Below are 18,803 nucleotides of genomic sequence, written 5' to 3' on the forward strand. Positions count from 1 at the left end.
ATTATTTTATCAATAAAAACACATATGTATATAAATATTTATAGCATTTTTTTTGTTCAATTTCACTTAATCAATCGTACTAACAAGTTCATTTAGAACATTTACTCTTATTTTAATTATGGTATTTTTGTTACATGAAGTTATAGCCAATCAAATATGAATGATTTTTTGACGTCATTTCATAGCTTCTAAACTTAAGAATCTTAAAAGTTCAAGGAAAGATTTAAAATGAAATTAAAACACCTTAGCACTGCAATGATCTTAGCTACGTTACCTGCAACTGGAGTTTTTGCAGCAGCGTTAGACCGTTCTGGTCAGTCTATGTCTGCGTTCTTACAACCAGGTAACTATTTTGAAGCTGGTATCTCGATTTTAGATCCGACAGTTAAAGGGCAAGAAGCTGGTACAACTGCGACAAATCGTAAAATTGATGATATGGCAGGGGATTATTTTTTTCCAAGCGCAGCATTAAAACTTCAACTCACTGATAAATTCTCATTCGGTTTACTCTACGATCAACCTTTTGGTGCAGATGCGAGATACACTGGAGATAACGCTTTTGTTGCATCACCAAATGATCGCGTATTAAGCTCATTACCTATTACAACATCTGCTATTGGTGGAACCACAACAGGTAGTACTTCTGTTGAAGTTGATTCACAAAATATTTCTATGATTTTTGGTTTCCAACCAACTGAGAACTTTAATATCTATGGTGGTGGTGTATACCAAACCATTAAAGGGAATGTTCATCTACGTGGTTCAGCTTATAGTGTCTTTAATGGATATGATGCCAATATTAAAGAAGATGGTGCAGCTGGCTGGTTAGCAGGTGCAGCATTTCAAATTCCTGAAATCGCACTCAAAGCGTCTATCACATACCGTTCTGAAATTGATCACAAGTTTGTTGCCAATGAAAATCTGAGTTTAGCTACACCGTTAGCAAATGCAGCACCAAGCTTAGGTGGTATTGTTCCACCAGCATTATTACCCGCTATTTCACAAGCAATTGGTGGTTTCGCAGCAGCAAATTCAACTGAAGGTCAAACTAAAATTACAACTCCACAATCTGTGAATTTAGACTTCCAAACAGGAATCATGGCAAATACTGTGGCATTTGCGAATGTGCGCTGGGTAAACTGGAAAGACTTCTCAATTACTCCTTACAAATTTGGTAAAGCAGCAGAAGCAGTTGGTCCTTTAGTCAATCGTCCAAATGGTTTTTCTCTTGTTGAATATGCAGATGATCAATGGTCAGTTAACGCAGGTGTTGGTCGTAAACTCAGCGAGCAATGGGCTGGTAATGTTTCTGTAGGTTGGGATTCTGGCGCAGGCAATCCAATCACGACCTTAGGTCCAACTGAAGGCTATTGGAATGTCGGTGTAGGTGTTCAATTTAGCCCTACTCCTGCGACATTTATCGCTGGTGGGGTGAAGTACTTCTGGTTAGGCGATGCTAAAGCGCAAACTGGTGCACAAGCTGGTAGCGATGATTATGTCGCGAAGTTCGAAGACAACAAAGCTCTCGCTTATGGTTTAAAAATCGGTTACCGTTTCTAATAATTATCAACAAAAAAGACCGTCTCATGACGGTCTTTTTTTGCATAAAAATTTAACAACGAGTCAATTTTTTAGAGTGATTAATCTATAACATCTTATCACTCAACAACTTTTCATGACTTTATCAGTTCATTTATGGACATTTGTAAAAATATTTTCGCACTCAAAAATTATGTTACTTTTCGCGGCATTCTAGTTACACCTGATATGAGAGAAAATATCAATGAAGCTGCATGCAATTCAAACAGCACTTTTACTCAGTTTATTACCAACAACGTCTGCTTTTGCAGCAGCCTTAGATCGCTCTGGTCAGTCAATTTCAGCCTTTTTACAACCAAACAATTATTTTGAAGCGGGTATTACTTTTCTAAGTGCTGATGTATCAGGAAAAGATATGTCTCAAAATAATACGGGTGACATGGCAAATCATTATTACTCACCAAGTGCGGCCTTAAAAATCCAAGCAACTGAGCAATTTTCCATTGGTTTGCTGTATGACCATCCATATGGCGCTGACGCCGAATATCATGGTCAAAATAGTTTTGTAGAAAATCGTCCTGTTCCATTCCAAGGGAATACCTCAGTCACGGTTCGTACTGAAAATTTAAATTTACTGTTCGGCTACCAACCCAACCAGAACTGGAATCTGTATGCAGGGGCAGTTTATCAAACACTAGATGCTAACGTATTATTACGTGGTACCAGTTACAGTGCCTATAATGGTTATGACTTTAAAACAGGTCGTGATGAAGCAGTGGGTTGGTTAGCGGGTGTCGCTTATCAAATTCCAGAAATTGCACTGAAAGCATCTCTCACCTATCGGGCCAAAATCAAGCATGAAATGAATGCTTATGAAAAACATAATGCTGCAGGTATGATCCCATCACCTCCTGATCTAAATGCAAGTCTGATTCAAATCAATAATGCTCAAGGTACGACAGAAATTACCACCCCACAATCAATCAATCTCGATTTACAAACAGGGATCATGGAAAATACCGTTGCCTTTGCGAACTTACGTTGGGTCAACTGGAAAGACTTTGCTATTCGCCCATATAAATTTGGTGAAGCTTCTGTACTTACTCCTATTATAAATAACACTGGCAAAAAAGAAGGTTTTGATCTTGTTGCTTATACCGATGATCAATATTCGGTAACTGCGGGTGTAGGTCGTAAATTCAATGATCTGTGGGCAGGTAATCTTTCAGTAGGTTGGGACTCAGGTGCGGGTAATCCTGTAACAACATTAGGGCCAACAGAAGGCTATTGGAATGTAGGTTTAGGTGTTCAATACAGCCCTGCTCCAAATTACTTCATCGCTGGTGGAGTGAAATATTTCTGGTTGGGTGATGCCAAAGCACAATCAGGATCACAATTTGAAACGCCTGCTTATATTGCAGAGTTTAAAAATAATGATGCTATCGCTTACGGTTTAAAGATTGGTTATAAGTTTTAATCTTATTTAATCAATCAAAAGGCGCATAATGCGCCTTTTGTTACTTTTAGCTCCACGCTTTAAGCGATCTCAAAAAGTAATTTCTCAGCGTAGATTCATTATTCTGGAATATTACGTTGAGATACTGAGCGAATTGCTTGCTTCAATGCCTCATAGCCATGTAATGGTGGAAATTGAGGAAACTCAGCGATTACATTATCTGGTGCATCAAACAAGAATCCATGATCCGCTTCGCCCAACATCGTCGTATCATTATAAGAGTCACCTGCCGCAATCACGCGGAAGTTTAATCCATGCAATGCTTTAACTGCCTGACGCTTTTGATCAGGTTGACGTAGTTTATACGCTGTAATCATACCATTTTCATCTGTCTCTAATTTATGACAGAAAATTGTCGGTTGACCCAGTTGCTGCATTAAAGGATGTGCAAATTCATAAAACGTATCTGAAAGAATAATTAGTTGGAAATGCGTACGTACCCAATCAACAAATTCTTTTGCACCTTCAAAAGGTCCCATATCTGCAATCACCGCTTGAATATCATTTAATCCCAAACCATGTTGTTTTAAGATATTCAAACGTTGTGTCATCAGCACATCGTAATCTGGAATATCACGAGTTGTTGCCTCGAGTTCTTTAATTCCTGTTTTTTTTGCAAAATTAATCCAGATTTCTGGAACTAAAACCCCTTCAAGATCCAGGCATACGATTTCCATGAATGCTTCCAATGTTGGTTAAAAATTGCTGTATCATACCATTAACATTTTCAATTTTTGCGCTGTTGTTGAATAAATCAGCTTTATTCTGCAAGATTAAAGTTGAGAGCAAGTAAACTGCTTTGCTTAGAATGATTTACAATTGTGCCCAAGCCTATCGCCAGGAACATCCATGACTGTTATCCCGACTATTGACCTTGTAGATGCGCTCGCTGCTGAATATGCAGATAAATCGCCACGAGAAATTCTAGAACTTGCCTTAAGCCAAGAAGGTGAAATTGCTATCTCATTTTCAGGCGCAGAAGACGTTGTTTTAATTGATATTGCTTCTCGTCTGGGTAAGCCATTTCGTGTTTTTAGTCTAGATACTGGACGTTTACATCCAGAAACCTATCAATTCATTGAAACGGTGCGCAAGCATTACAACATCAATATCGAAATTTGTTTTCCAGAGTCTGCCGCTGTTCAACAAATGGTCAATCAAAAAGGCCTGTTTAGCTTTTATGAAGACGGGCATCAAGAGTGTTGTGGCGTGCGTAAGGTTCAACCTCTACGTAAAAAACTGGCGACATTGGATGGTTGGATTACTGGTCAACGCAAGGATCAAAGTCCAACGCGAAGCGAAGTACCTGTAGTTCAAGCTGATGTCGGTTTCTCTGGTGAAGGCAAGCAATTAATCAAATATAATCCGCTTGCTAACTGGTCGAGTGCCGATGTGTGGAGCTATATCCGTATGATGGAAATCCCATATAATCCATTACACGAGCGTGGCTTCGTTTCAATTGGCTGTGAACCTTGTACACGTCCTGTTCTACCAAACCAACATGAACGTGAAGGACGCTGGTGGTGGGAAGAAGCAACTCATAAAGAGTGTGGTTTGCATGCTGGAAATCTAAATAAATAAGCTGTAACAATTTTGGTATAGAAGGGTCTATGCGTTTTTCATAGATGCTTGCGACAGAGAATATTTTTTAGACGTTGCAAGGCATGTCTTGTGAAATTTAGTCATTCTAAATAAACAAGACATAACGAAGGAACGGCAAAAAATACTCCTGTCCCGCAGGGTTATGGCTAAAACTTCCCTAAACTGCGTTATAAAGCTTGGCAAGGGAGACCACCATTACACGCTTCATGCCTTGTTTATGTCGTTTTAGCCAATAACGCAAGGTATCGATGAAATACCCATAGACCCTCATTCCACTGATTTGTCAGTGGTTTTATTTTTTCTGACTCCCCTGTACAAAGTCATATTTTAACCAGACGAAAGCGTATATACTGATCTCTACGGTTCAATAATACTAATAAGAGCTCCAAGAGTATCTTATAAAAAATGCGATGAGAGGCTATATCTGCTATGCGCCCATTACACCCGATCGACTTCATTTTTCTTTCATTAGAAAAAAGACAGCAACCCATGCATGTAGGTGGGCTGTTTTTATTTGAACTACCTGAAAATGCGTCTCCAACCTTTGTTCATGATCTGGTTGAAGAAATTCGTCAATCAAAAAGCATTCCAGTACCACCCTTCAACAATCAGTTAAATGGTTTGTTTTGGGGTGAAGACAATGAATTCGATTTAGACCATCATTTCCGTCATATTGCGTTACCCAATCCTGGACGTATTCGTGAATTACTAGTGTATATTTCACAGCAACATAGTTCTCTTATTGACCGTGCTAAACCATTATGGACCTGTGACATTATCGAAGGAATTGAAGGCAACCGTTTTGCCATGTATTTCAAAATCCATCATGCGATGGTAGATGGCGTCGCAGGTATGCGCCTAATCGAAAAATCACTTTCAAAAGATCCAAATGAAAAACATGTCGTTCCGCTCTGGTGTGTAGAAGGCAAGCGCGCTAAACGTTTAAAAGCCCCGAAACCGCCAAGTGTCAGCAAAATCAAAGGTGTGTGGGATACGATTAAATCCCAGTGCGAAGTTGCTCCTAAAGTGATGCAAGAACTCTCTCAAACTATTTTTAAAGAGATGGGGAAAAACCCAGACTACGTTTCGACCTTTCAAGCACCGCCGTCGATCTTAAACCAACGTGTTAGCTCTGCCCGTCGTTTTGCAGCACAGTCATTTGAATTAGATCGTTTCCGCACCATTGCCAAAACACTTGGCGTGACCTTAAACGACGTCGTTTTGGCTGTATGTGCTGGTGCTTTACGCGAATATTTGATCAGTCATAATAGCTTACCGAAAAAGCCTTTAATCGCTATGGTGCCAGCATCACTACGTACCGATGACTCAGATGTAAGTAACCGTATTACGATGATTTTGGCCAATCTTGCCACTCATATCGAAGATCCAATCGAACGTTTGGAGATTATTCGTCGCAGTGTGCAAAACTCCAAACAACGCTTTAGTCGTATGACCGCCAATGAGATTTTAAATTATAGTGCTGTTGTATATGGCCCAGCAGGGTTAAACATCGCTTCAGGTATGTTACCTAAGCGTCAAGCCTTTAACCTTGTGATTTCTAACGTACCTGGGCCTCGTGAGCCTTTGTACTGGAATGGAGCAAAACTCGATGCATTATATCCAGCATCAATCGTGATGGATGGTCAGGCACTCAATATTACTTTAACCAGTTATTTGGATAAATTAGAAGTAGGTTTGATCGCGTGTCGTAATGCATTACCAAAAATGCAAAACTTACTGACGCATTTGGAGGAAGAAATTCAACGCTTTGAACAGAAAATCCAAGAGTTACCGCAAGAAAAGATTGTAAATCTATAAGAAAAAATTAAGGGGCTTTCGATGGCCCCTTACTTTTTAATTGCGCGACAACGTTGTAGTAGTTGATGGCAGGCTGAACGAATCATTGCCGTAGTAATTGGAACTTCTTTACCTTGGCTATCTACCATATAACAGGTGTTCACAGGATTGCTGTCTAAAACATGCTTAAAACCGTGACTCACTAATCTTTTACTTACATTCATCATTATATACCTCATTATATTTGCTAAGACATTGAAAAATGCCTATGGCTAATCTTATGGTTCTAGTATTTAAAATTCATGAATGAAAGTAAAATTTCAGTTGTAACAAGGATTAAGCGAAATCTTGTTACAACTTTAGCTTAAAATGATATCGTATTGCTCTTGCGTATATAAATTTTCCACTTGGAATTTTATGACACGGTTCACAAAATGCTCCAAATCCGCGACGGCTGGGGCTTCTGCTGTTAAAAGCCGATCAATCACTGCTGGATGAGCAACGACAGTAAAGCCACCCTTGGAATCAAATGCACGTGCATATCGCATGATTTCACGAAATATCTCGTAACACACTGTCTCTGCTGTCTTCACATAACCACGTCCTTGACAAGTTGGGCATGATTCACAAAGCAAATGTTCTAAAGATTCGCGGGTACGCTTACGGGTCATTTCAACCAAACCCAGTTCTGAAACTTGAGTAATTTTGGTTTTGGCATGATCGCGTTCAAGCATTTTTTCAAACTGACGCATCACTTCTTCCCGATGCCCAGCTTCTTGCATATCAATAAAATCAATGATGATGATACCGCCCAAGTTTCGCAAACGGAGTTGTCTGCTAATAACTTGGGTCGCTTCCATATTGGTTTTAAAAACTGTGTCTTCTAGGCTTCGCCCACCGACATAGGAACCTGTATTGACATCAATGGTGGTCATCGCTTCTGTCTGATCAAGCATCAGATAGCCACCCGATTTAAGTGCTACACGCGTTTGTAAGGCTTTCTGAATATCTTCTTCGACATTGTATAAATCAAAAAGTGGTTTTTCACCTGGATAATGCAGCAAACGATTTTGAATGGTTGGCACAAACTCTTTGACGAAGTCATTCAACTTGCCATGGATTTCGCGTGAATCCACATAGATTTTAGCAGTTTCATCACTGGCTAAATCCCGCACAATACGTTGTGGTAAAGGCAATTCTTCGAAGATCAGCTCAGGCGTAGAAACTTCTTTTTGCTTGCGTTGAATGAATTCCCAAAGTTTGCTCAAGTAATTCATGTCTTGTGCAATCGCCGCTTCATCCACCCCTTCTGCAGCCGTGCGTACAATCACACTTCCCGGTAGGTTATGTTCAGCTTGAATATGCTCAATAATCCCACGTAAACGATCACGCTCTTCTTCAGCCTCAATACGCTGAGATACCCCGATGTGATTTCCATAAGGCATCAGCACAAGATAACGTGATGGAATTGAAAGATCTGTACTGAGTCGGGCCCCTTTGGTTCCGAGCATGTCTTTCATGACCTGCACGGTCAGCATTTGTCCTGGGTGTAACAACTCAAAAACATTAGGCGTCGGTTGTGAACGAGGCCAGACCATATCATTGATATGCAAGAATGCTGTTCGAGATAATCCAATATCAACAAAAGCAGCTTGCATGCCCGGCAGTACACGGACAACCTTGCCTTTATAAATATTACCCACTAAACCACGTTTTGCCGTACGCTCAACAAACAATTCATTGACCGTACCATTTTCAATCAACGCAACCCGACACTCCATCGGTGTCACGTTAATCAGCAACTCTTCTGCCATAACCAACTCAAAACTTTTATAAAAATTCTTATGCCGACAGCGTTAATGCAGAATTTATGCTCTAACGCTTTCTAATAACTGTACTGTTTCATGCAAAGGCAGCCCCACCACATTACTATAACTGCCCCGTATTTGGGGAATATATTGTGCGGCAATTCCTTGAATGGCATATCCACCTGCTTTGCCAATCGGCTCACCTGTTGCCCAATATTTTTCCATTTCCGCGTGGTTGAGTGTTTGCAACTCAACTTGTGTCCTCACTACTGTACTGCATGTTTGAACACGGCTCGCAACGCACACACCCGAAAATACATCATGCCACTGCCCTGAAAGTTGCGACCACATTTCAAAAGCATGTTGCTTTGATTCAGGCTTACCTAAAATCTTTCCAGCAAAACTTAAACTGGTATCTGCTGCAATTACAATTGCATCAGGAAATTGAGCTAGAACTGCATTGGCTTTTTCTCTCGCCAACCGCTCAACATACTGCACAACCGTTTCAGCATCCCTTACTGTCTCATCAATGTCTGGACTAAAAACTTCAAAGTCCAAACCCAGTTGCGATAAAAGCTCCTGCCTACGCGGCGAGCTGGATGCGAGAATTATATGCGCCATTTATGTAAACAATAATAAAGGATCGGCCAAGCTAAAACACCCGTAATCAACGGTTGCCAATGTCGAGCTAGAGAAAAATGCATACCTGTTATGGTCTGACACATCCATAAAAAAGTGATATGCATCACTATGGCAATACTTGCAATCACCCACGAATTACCAAAAGTTAAAATTCGTCGTTCACGTATGAAATAGCGTGTCGCAAAACAAATTAGCACAAAACTTAATGCGTTTAACCCAAGTGGCGCATCTAAAAGTAAATCAGCAAAAATCCCCATACCGAAGGCAAACCAGATCCCACACCAAACAGGTTGATAAAGAATCCAGAACAGCATCACCATCAGCATCACCGCAGGTCGCCATCCTGACAACTCATACGCCAACGGATAGACCATCAACACCGATGCAATCACAATCGAGATGATGATCATCAACAAAGGATCTTTATTGGATTTACTATAACTTAACTTAGCGATTGGCATAAGGCTGCTCCTTTGCCAATGACTCTGAGAACAGAACCACGACATGATGACCACTTGCCAGTTGAGCCGCTGGCACTACATCAATTTCAGCAAATTCACCAGAATTATGACGACTGACTTTCGATACTGTCCCGACTAAGTAACCTGCAGGGAAATGCTCACCTAAACCAGAACTGAACACCTTATCCCCAACTTTGATGTTTGCACTGGTCGCCACGTAGTCCATTTTTAACTGACCTAAATCACCAGTACCCGACACAATCGCACGCATACCCGTCCGCTCTAAGCGTACAGATAGAGAATGCTCTTTGTCAGATAACAACATCACACGCGCACTATGTGGATAGACATTGATGATCTGTCCCATGATGCCCTGATCATCCAAAACTGTTTGTCCAATTTTAAGCTGATCGGAAGAACCACGGTTGATAATAATGATATGACGTAATGGATCCGCATCCGTTCCAATCACTTCAGCAATCTGCATACGTCCATCAATGATCAATGGCGTATCTAATAGGCCTCTTAGACGGTTATTTTCAGCAGAAAGTTCAGATAATTTTTGGAGTCGAACACGTGCTTGCAATAGCTCTGCTTGCATCGCAGTATTTTCACGACGCAATTGAGCTTCAGATTTGGTTTGTTGATTCAGCCATTCTCGCGACAGTACTGGATAACTCGCCAATGCATAAATTGGGTTATACGCGGCGTACAAGACATCCCTTGCTGGTTTAATCACATGTGGCATGCGCCAATCAAAAAATAGCACTACCAAACATGTGATCACTGCAATAACAAATGAGCGAAAAGATGGCGGTTGTCTTGAAAAAAGATTCGGTTGCACCGCCTAGTCCTTATGGTTTAGCCAACAAAAAGCATGTCGTGATTTGGATTGTCAAAGAACTCTAATACTTTTCCAGCGCCACGAGTGACACAAGTCAACGGATCTTCAGCAACCACAACTGGTAACCCAGTCTCTTGCGCAAGCATCTTATCTAAGTTACGCAATAATGCCCCACCACCCGTCAACACAATACCACGCTCAGCGATATCAGAAGACAATTCTGGCGGCGTTTGTTCAAGTGCAGATTTCACCGCACTGACAATACTTTGTAATGGATCAGCAATCGCTTGCGTGATTTCATCAGAAGTTACCGTAATCGCACGAGGAACACCCTCAGCTAAATTACGACCACGAACTTCGATTTCTAATGTTTTACCATCAGCAACCGCCATTCCAACTTCTTTTTTAATCACTTCAGCCGTGGTTTCACCAATCACACAACCATGCGCTTTACGTACATAGTTGATGATTTGCTCATCAAAAACATCACCACCGATACGTAATGAATCAGCGTAAACACAACCTTGTAATGAAATGATTGCGATTTCAGTGGTACCACCACCCACATCGACCACCATCGAACCACATGCTTGCTCTACAGGCATACCCGCACCGATTGCTGCCGCCATCGGCTCTTCAATCAAGCGGACATCACGAGCACCTGCGTTGAATACAGCTTCACGAATTGCACGGCGTTCTACCAAAGTAGATTTACACGGTACACAAACGACAACACGTGGTGCAGGTGGAAATAAACGCTTTTCATGTACTTTGCCAATAAACTGATGCAACATGGTTTCAGTTACTTCAAAATCAGCAATCACACCGTCTTTCATCGGACGAATCGCTGAAATATTCGCTGGGGTACGACCTAACATCTGTTTAGCATCAAGTCCAACATTGGCAACAATTTTTTGTGAACCACTATGGCGAATTGCCACAACAGTTGGTTCATTTAAAATAATGCCACGGCCTGGTGCATAAATAAGCGTATTAGCAGTACCTAAATCAATGGCTAAATCCGGCGAAAACAAGCCAATTAGTCGTTTTAGAATCACGGGGGCGTTCTCAATTAAACTTTGTGTGAATACAAGGTGGCAACTTTAACTAAATGTGATGATTTGAACAAGTCAATCGCTTATTATAACGCACGATATTTTGAAATTTTTTGATACTGAATTAGGTAAAGTTATGTCTACATCATCCGATGCTCCACAGACGGCGGATCTAAATGCGCAAACTGTATCGCAAATTGCAAATTTGGCACGCTTATCGCTAAACGACACGCAATCTGCTGAATATGCTCAAAGTTTAAATAAAATTCTGGGCATGATGGAAAGCTTGAAAGGCATTAATACCGATGATGTTGAGCCTTTGAAAAGCCCATTTGATAACCCACAACCATTACGCACAGATGCAGTTACTGAAAGCAATCACCGTGATGAATATCAAGCGATCGCACCTGCAACCGAAGCTGGTTTATACCTTGTACCTCGTGTAATTGAATAATTTTTATTCAGTTAACTTTTATTTTATATTTAGAATGTAAAGAAATTTTTCATATGACAGATTTACATCGCTTATCAATTCGTGAACTTTCTGAAGGTTTAAAACAAGCCCAATTTTCATCACGTGAATTGACTGAACATTATTTAAAACGTATCGCCAAAATTGACGCAAAAGTAAAAAGTTATGTGACGGTGACCGCAGAGCAAGCCTTAGTAGAAGCTGATGCGGCTGATGCAGCAATCAAATCAGGCAATGCGCATGCGTTGGCAGGTATTCCACTTGCACATAAAGATATTTTTTGTACCCAAGGTATTAAAACCACTGCGGGTTCAAAAATGTTGGACAATTTCATTTCACCTTATGATGCAACCGTGGTTGCCAAGGCTAAAGCCGCAGGTCTTGTGACTTTAGGTAAAGTGAATATGGATGAATTCGCTATGGGTTCAACCTCTGAAAGCTCTTACTTTGGTGCAACCGGCAACCCGTGGGCCTTAGATCATGTCCCGGGTGGTTCATCAGGTGGTTCTGCAGCAGCTGTAGCGGCTGATCTTGCGCCGATCGCAACAGGTACAGACACAGGTGGTTCAATTCGCCAACCAGCTTCATTTTGTGGCTTAACGGGCTTAAAACCGACTTATGGTCGTGTTTCTCGCTTCGGTATGATTGCCTATGCCTCATCATTGGATCAAGGCGGTCCAATGGCACGTTCAGCAGAAGACTGTGCCTACCTCATGAATGTGATTGCTGGTCATGATGCTAAAGACTCAACCTCTGTAGACAAAGAAGTGGATGATTACGTGGCTAACCTAAACGGCACAGCGGTGAAAGGTTTACGTATTGGTATTCCAAAACAATACTTCAATGTCGCTGGTTTAGATGCAGACGTAAAAGCGCGCGTTGAAGAATCATTGAAAAAGCTTGAAGAAATGGGCGCGACTTTGGTTGAGATTGATCTCAACATGACTGAAGCCTACGTTCCAACTTACTATTTGATCGCACCTGCGGAAGCGTCATCAAACTTGTCACGTTACGATGGTGTTCGTTATGGCTACCGTTGTGAAAATCCAAAAGACATTTTAGACCTCTACAAACGTTCACGTTCAGAAGGTTTTGGTGCTGAAGTACAACGCCGTATTTTGATTGGTACTTATGCGCTGTCTGCAGGTTACTACGATGCTTACTATGTGAAAGCACAAAAAGTACGTCGTTTAATCCAACAAGACTTCCTCAAAGCATTTGAAAATGTCGATGTGATTGCAGCGCCATCTGCACCAACGACTGCGTACAAAATCGGTGCGAACCTCAGTCCAACTGAAATGTACTTAGGCGATATCTATACCCTTGCTGTGAACTTGGCGGGTCTACCAGCCATCAATGCACCTGTCGGTTTTGATAAAGACAGCCTACCTGTTGGTTTACAGTTGATTGGTAACTACTGGTCAGAATCACAATTGCTTTCGATTGTGCATCAATATCAACAAAACACAGACTGGCATACCAAACGTGCGGCAATTGCTGAGGAGAATGCATAATGGCTGAAGCTCAAAAGTTAAAGTTAATTGACGGTTGGGAAGTCGTTATCGGGATTGAAATCCACACTAAGCTTGCAACCAAATCTAAAATTTTCTCGGGTTCATCAACTGAATTTGGCCAAGACCCAAATACACAAGCTAGCCTTGTTGATTTGGCGATGCCGGGTGTATTGCCTGTATTGAATGCCGAGGTCGTTGATCTTGCAATTCGCTTTGGCTTGGGTATCGATGCGTATATCGATCAAGCATCCGTATTTGCACGTAAAAACTACTTCTACCCAGATTCGCCAAAAGGCTATCAGATCAGCCAGATGGACAATCCGATTGTGGGCTTGGGTCATATCGACATCCAACTCGAAGATGGCACAGTGAAGCGTATTGGCGTAACGCGTGCCCATCTTGAAGAAGATGCAGGTAAATCAATTCATGACCAATTCGAAGGGATGTCAGGGATTGACTTAAACCGTGCAGGTACACCATTACTTGAAATCGTGTCTGAACCTGACATGCGTTCGGTTGAAGAAGCAGTTGCTTATATCAAAGCCATTCACACCCTAGTGCGTTGGTTAGGTATCTCTGACGGGAACATGGCTGAAGGCTCTTTCCGTGCTGACTGTAACGTGTCTTTACGTCGTCCAGGTCAACCTTTCGGCACACGCTGCGAGTTGAAAAACCTCAACTCATTCCGTTTCATTGAACAAGCGATCAATGTTGAAATTGAACGTCAAATGGAAATCTTGGAATACGGCGGTGAGATTGATCAAGAGACTCGTTTGTTCGATCCAAATAAGATGGAAACTCGCTCAATGCGTTCAAAAGAAGAAGCGAACGACTATCGCTACTTCCCTGACCCTGACTTGTTACCAGTGATCATTTCAAATGAGCAAATCGAAGCGGCACGCGCTGCCCTGCCAGAATTGCCTGCTGCACGTCGTGAGCGCTTTATTGCTGACTTCGGCGTGACTGAATACGATGCACATGTATTAACGCTGTCACGCGAAATGGCAGACTTCTACGAGGCTGTTGTAGCTGCTGCTGGCGGTGCGAAGCAAGGTAAAGTTTCAGCAAACTGGGTGATGGGTGAATTCTCAGGTGCTTTAAACAAAGCAGGCCTAGATTTAGCAGACTCTCCAGTTTCTGCTGAGCAATTGGGCGGAATGATCGCACGTATTGTCGATAACACCATTAACGGCAAAATCGCGAAGCAAGTGTTTGGCTTTATGTGGGAAGCAGAAGGAAAATCTGCTGATGACATTATCGCTGAGAAAGGCTTGAAGCAAGAAACTGATACCGGTGCAATTGAAGCGATTATCAAAGAAGTACTTGCAGCCAATGAAAAAATGGTCGAAGAGTACAAGTCTGGTAAGGAAAAAGCCTTTAACGGTCTTGTTGGTCAAGTCATGAAAGCTGCAAAAGGCAAAGCCAACCCAGCGCAAGTAAATGAATTAATGAAAAAATTGATTGGTTAAACTGATCTATTTTATAAAAAACCCGCTTTAGAGCGGGTTTTTTTATATTTTTAATTTATTACGATCATCATCAATATAGGACATCGTAATATCAATCAGACAATCAATTAATTCTTCAAAAGTGAAACCCATATTTTGAGATGAAAAGAAATTCATCGTCAGTGCGACACTAGAGTTAATTAAAATATAAACCATCATTTTTAGATTTTTTATTCTCAATACCTCAGGATGTTTTACTGCGTATTCAATCGCTAAAGTATTGATCGCCTTGACGGCTTTTACGTGACTGGCTTCGGTACTGTATTTACTCGATACACTCAGCCAATAAAAATATTTATTCTCATCGGCTGCTAAAAACTCACCAATATGTAAAAAAATGGATCGAATTGCTTCGGGAATTTCCATTTCCTGAATGGTTGGAATGACCTCGTAAATGACTTTGGCAAGCTCAGCAATAAAGTGTTGTTGCATCTCTACAAACAAGGCTTCTTTATTTTTAAAATATTCATAAAAGCTTCCAGAACCAACACCCGCAATCTCACAAACTTTCAACACGGTAGTGTGATCTAATCCATTATTTTTTACTGATATAAATCCTGCATCGACTATAGACTTATAAGTATTTTTAGACCTACTTTGTTTTGGTTTTCTTATAGTTACCATTATAAATACCTCATATTTAAATCCGTCTTTTTTCCGTATAAATTCACTGATAGATTCTATATACATACTAAATTTTGTTCAAATTATCTTCTACAGAAAATAGGGAAAAAAGATGAATATAGCAGTGCAGTCTCTACAACGAATCGTTCGCCGTAATGTGGTTATTCCTTTAGACAAAGACAAAAAATTTACTTTTTACTATGAAGATAATGCTGTTGTGACCTCTCTTTTTGTTGTTTTATCTGCGATGTTTCCACCAGGTGAAATGTTCTTCATCGAAAGCGTACGCAATGTTCGTGATCAAATTAAGGATGAAAAATTACTCGAAGATATTCGTAATTTTATTGCACAAGAAGCTTTTCATAGTCGAGAACATAAATCTCTGAATGAGCATCTGATCCAGTCGAATTATCCAGAAGTGGTCGAAATAGAAGCCTTAACCAAAGCAAGATTGGATAAATTTCGTAAACTTCCCAAAGTTGAGCAACTAGCGGCGACCGTAGTTATGGAGCATTTCACTGCTACACTTGCTCGCCTACTGTTAACTGATCCATTAATCAAACAGAAAACCACTCAAGAAAGTCGAAATCTTTGGGAATGGCATGCACTGGAAGAACTGGAGCATAAATCTGTTGCTTTTGATGCGCTGAAAGCGATTGGAGGTAATACGGTTAAAAATCGAAGAATTGCTTTGATTCGAGTAGCTCGCTTTATTGCCCCGATAACCTTTGATTATTGGATACAGATTTTAAAACGTAAGGATATTAAGTTTTCAGGTAAAGAACTGAAAGATGCATTTTATTTGGCATTTGGTGGTGTAAATCGTTTGGGTATCTTTTCTCGCACGTTTATCGAAATGCTTGATGTTAGAGATCAACATTTCGATCCATTAGATATGCAGACAGAACAACTCGAAGCTGAATACCGTGAAAAGCTATTTGGTGAAAATGGTATTTTGAATAGTGCGCTTAAAAGCTAAGTGAATTTAAAATGCAAAAAAACTAGGATAGTCTCCTTGGTCAAGTCATGAAAGCTGCTAAAGGTAAAGCCAGCCCTGCACAAGTGAATTAATAAAGAAATTGATTGATTTATTGGCTAGTCAATTAGATTCATGATATAAAACCCCACTTAATTTGGGGTTTTATAACTTTAATACGATAAAACATCCAAACAATAAATTTTAAATTCAACCAACATGATCATAAAACTTATGAAAAATAAATTATTACTTACTGCTTCTTTACTTCTAATTAGCACACCTAATTTTGCACAACAGCCTAAAGTACCTAAAGCAGATGCTCAAGCTATTTTTAAAGCTGCAGATTTCAAAAAAACAAAATATGGCTGGGAAGGTAATTGTGATACTGGTGAAATTATCATTTATAAAGATTTAAATGGTGACGGCCGTAAAGATGCCGTTATTCAAGATAATAGCAGTATGTGTTATGGCAGAACTGGTATTGGTTACTATATTGTTTCACAACAACAAAATGGTAAGTGGAAGCAGTTATTTAGTAATCCGGGCATCCCTACCTTTTTGAAGACCAAAGGAAAAGATGGGTGGCCAGATATTGAAAATGGTGGTCCTGGTTTCTGCTTTGCTGTTTATCGTTGGGATGGTCAAGCGTATAAAATTCATCGCTTTGAATATCAAGGTAAGGCTTGTGAGTTAAGATAAATGAAGATGTAATAAAATAAATCCCTCATGAACGAGGGATTTTAAGTAATTACTTAACGCACCACACCCAATTTATTCCAAATATCAGGTGTTAAAAAAGTCGTAACCAATTTATTTAAATCGATATAACGCAAGGTGCCTTGCAACTGCTGTCGAACCGCTGGGTCTTTGACAATATCCTCACCCGCACTCTGACCTAACTGCTGAAAAGCCTCACCAACTGCTTGAATCCCCTCAGCCTGAATCACAGCCTTAGTCTGTGTCGAACACTGCTCTACAATCACACGCTGTAAAACCTGCGCTAACTTCTGATCTAACTGATTTTTTTGCTCAGGTGTAACGCTACTAAATCCCTTTAAATCAGGATGTGCAGCTAAAGCTGTAAATGTCCATTGCAACACCGTGGTTTTATCCGCAGCGGTAGTTGCTTTCACTAAACAATCACTGAGTTGATCGACTGTTGGCCCTGCTATTGCCACTTGCGTTGTACCCAAAACAGCTACAGCCATCAACACAGAACGACTTAAACGAGAAAATTTACCACGAGGAAAAATATAAACACGAGACATAAGCACAATTCCCAAAAGCAATCAGCTTCTTTGTACCATAGCCATAGTCTGCTCATCAGTGCGACTGTGTAACGGTAGGTATCATTTCACAACAGCTTCGATTAAATCTAACTCCCATACCCCACCAGCGGCTAACCCCTTACACATACCTGTCCACATATCTTTGGTTTGGACAAACTTCTGACCATCCCACACCCATTCCGAACTCGACCAGCAATCCCCAATCCCTCGACCTTTTTGTGCACTGCTAATTACACCTTCATTAAAATATGATGCAGCTTCAGTCACAAATGTCGCTTTACCCTTTAAGGATTCATCCAATACCCATACACCATAACCCTCGTTATAGGCTGCACGCCAACACAGACTCATTGCCAATACTTTTTTATTACTCAATTTATAAAGTGCGATCGGCTGAGGTTTTGCACCACCACTGGTATAGTCATATACACCGTCACAAAAGTGCTCATCTCTCGCCGAAAATGATGCGGTCATTAATTGTGAGTAGAGTGATTGAAATTGCTTATTTTGGGGTTGCAGAACCAGATAAGGCTTTGCTGCGGTTTTAACATGTTTCACTGCGATTTTAGGACGAGCTGCCAACACCTTTGACTCATCCGCTTTGCCCTTTTTAACCAGTGCGCCGACTGTGCCAACACGTTTCTGAAAGTCATCCATTTTTAATAATGTAGCCGTCATTCCTGCATCAGAAATTCGCCATTGGAAAGCTGAGTTTTTAAATACAATCTCATTTTTCTGTTTAGACTGTTGTAATAAGGCATTCACTTGTTGGGTAGATAATTTCCCCATCAAAGGTGCTTCCTTCGCATTAACACCGACTGGCCCTAAGTCTTTTCCATTGACATAAAAATGAATATTTCGGAGTCGATTGGCTGCAATAGGACTTTCATCATAAAGCGACAATGCATATTCGGCATTTACAACTTGCTTCGCCCCTGCATGGCGCGTTAATAAAATCGATGCAGGGTTTTCACTTCCATCTAAAGCTTGATAACCTGCCGCGCGACATGCCCCAGTATTACTACAATAGATTTCCCAATCTTGATGTGAGAATGAAACCCCTTTCATCTCCTGCGCAACTGCAAAAGAACTGATTGCGAACATACAACATACGGAAAATATATTTTTCATTATGGTATTTCTCTAAGGTGTA

General features: G+C 40.7%; 19 protein-coding genes. 9 read left to right on the forward strand and 10 right to left on the reverse strand.

Annotation, left to right across the window (positions count from 1 at the left end):
• Nucleotides 1–228 precede the first annotated feature (228 nt).
• Both DK207_RS01420 and DK207_RS01425 read left to right on the forward strand, forming a co-directional pair.
• Nucleotides 229–1,560, forward strand: coding sequence for an outer membrane protein transport protein (locus tag DK207_RS01420; RefSeq protein WP_109439678.1), 1,332 nt, complete (start codon nucleotides 229–231; stop codon nucleotides 1,558–1,560).
• A 223-nt stretch (nucleotides 1,561–1,783) separates the two neighbouring features.
• Nucleotides 1,784–3,016: an OmpP1/FadL family transporter gene (locus tag DK207_RS01425; RefSeq protein ID WP_109439679.1), complete on the forward strand. Its 1,233-nt coding sequence runs from the start codon at nucleotides 1,784–1,786 to the stop codon at nucleotides 3,014–3,016.
• Between the two features lie 98 nt (nucleotides 3,017–3,114).
• On the opposite strand, the gene thrH is transcribed toward DK207_RS01425, so the two are convergent.
• Entirely contained in the window at nucleotides 3,115–3,732 is a 618-nt protein-coding gene (gene thrH, locus DK207_RS01430) for a bifunctional phosphoserine phosphatase/homoserine phosphotransferase ThrH (RefSeq protein ID WP_004640546.1), read from the reverse strand.
• Between the two features lie 172 nt (nucleotides 3,733–3,904).
• Between thrH and DK207_RS01435 the strand changes: the two genes are divergently transcribed.
• Nucleotides 3,905–4,636, forward strand: coding sequence for a phosphoadenylyl-sulfate reductase (locus tag DK207_RS01435; protein WP_109439680.1), 732 nt, complete (start codon nucleotides 3,905–3,907; stop codon nucleotides 4,634–4,636).
• 450 nt (nucleotides 4,637–5,086) lie between these two features.
• Entirely contained in the window at nucleotides 5,087–6,475 is a 1,389-nt protein-coding gene (locus tag DK207_RS01440; protein WP_109439681.1) for a WS/DGAT/MGAT family O-acyltransferase, read from the forward strand.
• 29 nt (nucleotides 6,476–6,504) lie between these two features.
• Here DK207_RS01440 and DK207_RS01445 read toward each other — a convergent pair whose 3' ends face one another.
• The 6 genes from DK207_RS01445 to DK207_RS01470 form a co-directional block, all read right to left on the reverse strand.
• Nucleotides 6,505–6,678, reverse strand: coding sequence for a PA1571 family protein (locus tag DK207_RS01445; protein WP_004640552.1), 174 nt, complete (start codon nucleotides 6,676–6,678; stop codon nucleotides 6,505–6,507).
• 135 nt (nucleotides 6,679–6,813) lie between these two features.
• On the reverse strand, nucleotides 6,814–8,268 hold the full coding sequence (gene rng / locus DK207_RS01450) for a ribonuclease G (RefSeq protein ID WP_004640553.1): 1,455 nt from the start codon (nucleotides 8,266–8,268) through the stop codon (nucleotides 6,814–6,816).
• A 54-nt stretch (nucleotides 8,269–8,322) separates the two neighbouring features.
• Nucleotides 8,323–8,883 (reverse strand): Maf-like protein, encoded by a 561-nt coding sequence (locus tag DK207_RS01455; protein WP_109439682.1) that lies wholly within the window; start codon nucleotides 8,881–8,883, stop codon nucleotides 8,323–8,325.
• Nucleotides 8,871–9,365, reverse strand: coding sequence for a rod shape-determining protein MreD (gene mreD / locus DK207_RS01460; protein ID WP_004640557.1), 495 nt, complete (start codon nucleotides 9,363–9,365; stop codon nucleotides 8,871–8,873). The genes DK207_RS01455 and mreD overlap by 13 nt, the downstream gene beginning before the upstream one ends.
• On the reverse strand, nucleotides 9,352–10,209 hold the full coding sequence (gene mreC, locus DK207_RS01465; RefSeq protein ID WP_017396364.1) for a rod shape-determining protein MreC: 858 nt from the start codon (nucleotides 10,207–10,209) through the stop codon (nucleotides 9,352–9,354). The genes mreD and mreC overlap by 14 nt, the downstream gene beginning before the upstream one ends.
• A 17-nt stretch (nucleotides 10,210–10,226) precedes the next feature.
• Nucleotides 10,227–11,267 (reverse strand): rod shape-determining protein, encoded by a 1,041-nt coding sequence (locus DK207_RS01470; RefSeq protein ID WP_004640560.1) that lies wholly within the window; start codon nucleotides 11,265–11,267, stop codon nucleotides 10,227–10,229.
• Nucleotides 11,268–11,400: 133 nt separating this feature from the next.
• Here DK207_RS01470 and gatC point away from each other — a divergent pair, with 133 nt between their 5' ends.
• The 3 genes from gatC to gatB are packed head-to-tail and all read left to right on the forward strand — an operon-like array spanning nucleotide 11,401 to nucleotide 14,719.
• Nucleotides 11,401–11,718 carry an Asp-tRNA(Asn)/Glu-tRNA(Gln) amidotransferase subunit GatC gene (gene gatC / locus DK207_RS01475; protein WP_005083137.1) on the forward strand — a complete coding sequence of 106 codons (318 nt, stop codon included), beginning with the start codon at nucleotides 11,401–11,403 and terminating at the stop codon, nucleotides 11,716–11,718.
• A gap of 53 nt (nucleotides 11,719–11,771) precedes the next feature.
• Complete coding sequence (gatA, locus tag DK207_RS01480; protein WP_008941641.1) at nucleotides 11,772–13,250, forward strand: Asp-tRNA(Asn)/Glu-tRNA(Gln) amidotransferase subunit GatA; 1,479 nt, start codon at nucleotides 11,772–11,774, stop codon at nucleotides 13,248–13,250.
• Entirely contained in the window at nucleotides 13,250–14,719 is a 1,470-nt protein-coding gene (gene gatB, locus DK207_RS01485) for an Asp-tRNA(Asn)/Glu-tRNA(Gln) amidotransferase subunit GatB (RefSeq protein WP_109439683.1), read from the forward strand. The genes gatA and gatB overlap by 1 nt, the downstream gene beginning before the upstream one ends.
• A gap of 42 nt (nucleotides 14,720–14,761) precedes the next feature.
• Here gatB and DK207_RS01490 read toward each other — a convergent pair whose 3' ends face one another.
• Nucleotides 14,762–15,382, reverse strand: a complete 621-nt coding sequence (locus tag DK207_RS01490) for a TetR/AcrR family transcriptional regulator (RefSeq protein ID WP_005061682.1) — start codon at nucleotides 15,380–15,382, stop codon at nucleotides 14,762–14,764.
• 112 nt (nucleotides 15,383–15,494) lie between these two features.
• Here DK207_RS01490 and DK207_RS01495 point away from each other — a divergent pair, with 112 nt between their 5' ends.
• Both DK207_RS01495 and DK207_RS01505 read left to right on the forward strand, forming a co-directional pair.
• Nucleotides 15,495–16,361, forward strand: coding sequence for a metal-dependent hydrolase (locus DK207_RS01495; protein WP_109439684.1), 867 nt, complete (start codon nucleotides 15,495–15,497; stop codon nucleotides 16,359–16,361).
• Between the two features lie 231 nt (nucleotides 16,362–16,592).
• Entirely contained in the window at nucleotides 16,593–17,060 is a 468-nt protein-coding gene (locus DK207_RS01505; protein ID WP_109439685.1) for a hypothetical protein, read from the forward strand.
• A gap of 53 nt (nucleotides 17,061–17,113) precedes the next feature.
• Here DK207_RS01505 and DK207_RS01510 read toward each other — a convergent pair whose 3' ends face one another.
• Both DK207_RS01510 and DK207_RS01515 read right to left on the reverse strand, forming a co-directional pair.
• Nucleotides 17,114–17,629: a hypothetical protein gene (locus DK207_RS01510; protein WP_109439686.1), complete on the reverse strand. Its 516-nt coding sequence runs from the start codon at nucleotides 17,627–17,629 to the stop codon at nucleotides 17,114–17,116.
• 81 nt (nucleotides 17,630–17,710) lie between these two features.
• Nucleotides 17,711–18,781, reverse strand: coding sequence for a DUF1176 domain-containing protein (locus DK207_RS01515; RefSeq protein ID WP_109439687.1), 1,071 nt, complete (start codon nucleotides 18,779–18,781; stop codon nucleotides 17,711–17,713).
• Nucleotides 18,782–18,803: the final 22 nt, after the last annotated feature.

The sequence above is a fragment of the Acinetobacter haemolyticus genome (genome assembly GCF_900406815.1).
Lineage (GTDB): Bacteria > Pseudomonadota > Gammaproteobacteria > Pseudomonadales > Moraxellaceae > Acinetobacter > Acinetobacter haemolyticus_A.

Bases quoted from the DNA above. Each gene is read 5' to 3' on its own strand.
- rng (WP_004640553.1), bottom strand. From the start codon at position 8,268: ATGGCAGAAGAGTTGCTGATTAACGTGACACCGATGGAGTGTCGGGTT.
- DK207_RS01495 (WP_109439684.1), top strand. From the start codon at position 15,495: ATGAATATAGCAGTGCAGTCTCTACAACGAATCGTTCGCCGTAATGTG.
- gatC (WP_005083137.1), top strand. From the start codon at position 11,401: ATGTCTACATCATCCGATGCTCCACAGACGGCGGATCTAAATGCGCAA.
- DK207_RS01435 (WP_109439680.1), top strand. From the start codon at position 3,905: ATGACTGTTATCCCGACTATTGACCTTGTAGATGCGCTCGCTGCTGAA.
- mreD (WP_004640557.1), bottom strand. From the start codon at position 9,365: ATGCCAATCGCTAAGTTAAGTTATAGTAAATCCAATAAAGATCCTTTG.
- DK207_RS01505 (WP_109439685.1), top strand. From the start codon at position 16,593: ATGAAAAATAAATTATTACTTACTGCTTCTTTACTTCTAATTAGCACA.
- DK207_RS01425 (WP_109439679.1), top strand. From the start codon at position 1,784: ATGAAGCTGCATGCAATTCAAACAGCACTTTTACTCAGTTTATTACCA.
- DK207_RS01515 (WP_109439687.1), bottom strand. From the start codon at position 18,781: ATGAAAAATATATTTTCCGTATGTTGTATGTTCGCAATCAGTTCTTTT.
- DK207_RS01490 (WP_005061682.1), bottom strand. From the start codon at position 15,382: ATGGTAACTATAAGAAAACCAAAACAAAGTAGGTCTAAAAATACTTAT.
- DK207_RS01420 (WP_109439678.1), top strand. From the start codon at position 229: ATGAAATTAAAACACCTTAGCACTGCAATGATCTTAGCTACGTTACCT.
- DK207_RS01445 (WP_004640552.1), bottom strand. From the start codon at position 6,678: ATGAATGTAAGTAAAAGATTAGTGAGTCACGGTTTTAAGCATGTTTTA.
- thrH (WP_004640546.1), bottom strand. From the start codon at position 3,732: ATGGAAATCGTATGCCTGGATCTTGAAGGGGTTTTAGTTCCAGAAATC.
- gatA (WP_008941641.1), top strand. From the start codon at position 11,772: ATGACAGATTTACATCGCTTATCAATTCGTGAACTTTCTGAAGGTTTA.
- gatB (WP_109439683.1), top strand. From the start codon at position 13,250: ATGGCTGAAGCTCAAAAGTTAAAGTTAATTGACGGTTGGGAAGTCGTT.
- DK207_RS01510 (WP_109439686.1), bottom strand. From the start codon at position 17,629: ATGTCTCGTGTTTATATTTTTCCTCGTGGTAAATTTTCTCGTTTAAGT.
- DK207_RS01455 (WP_109439682.1), bottom strand. From the start codon at position 8,883: ATGGCGCATATAATTCTCGCATCCAGCTCGCCGCGTAGGCAGGAGCTT.
- DK207_RS01440 (WP_109439681.1), top strand. From the start codon at position 5,087: ATGCGCCCATTACACCCGATCGACTTCATTTTTCTTTCATTAGAAAAA.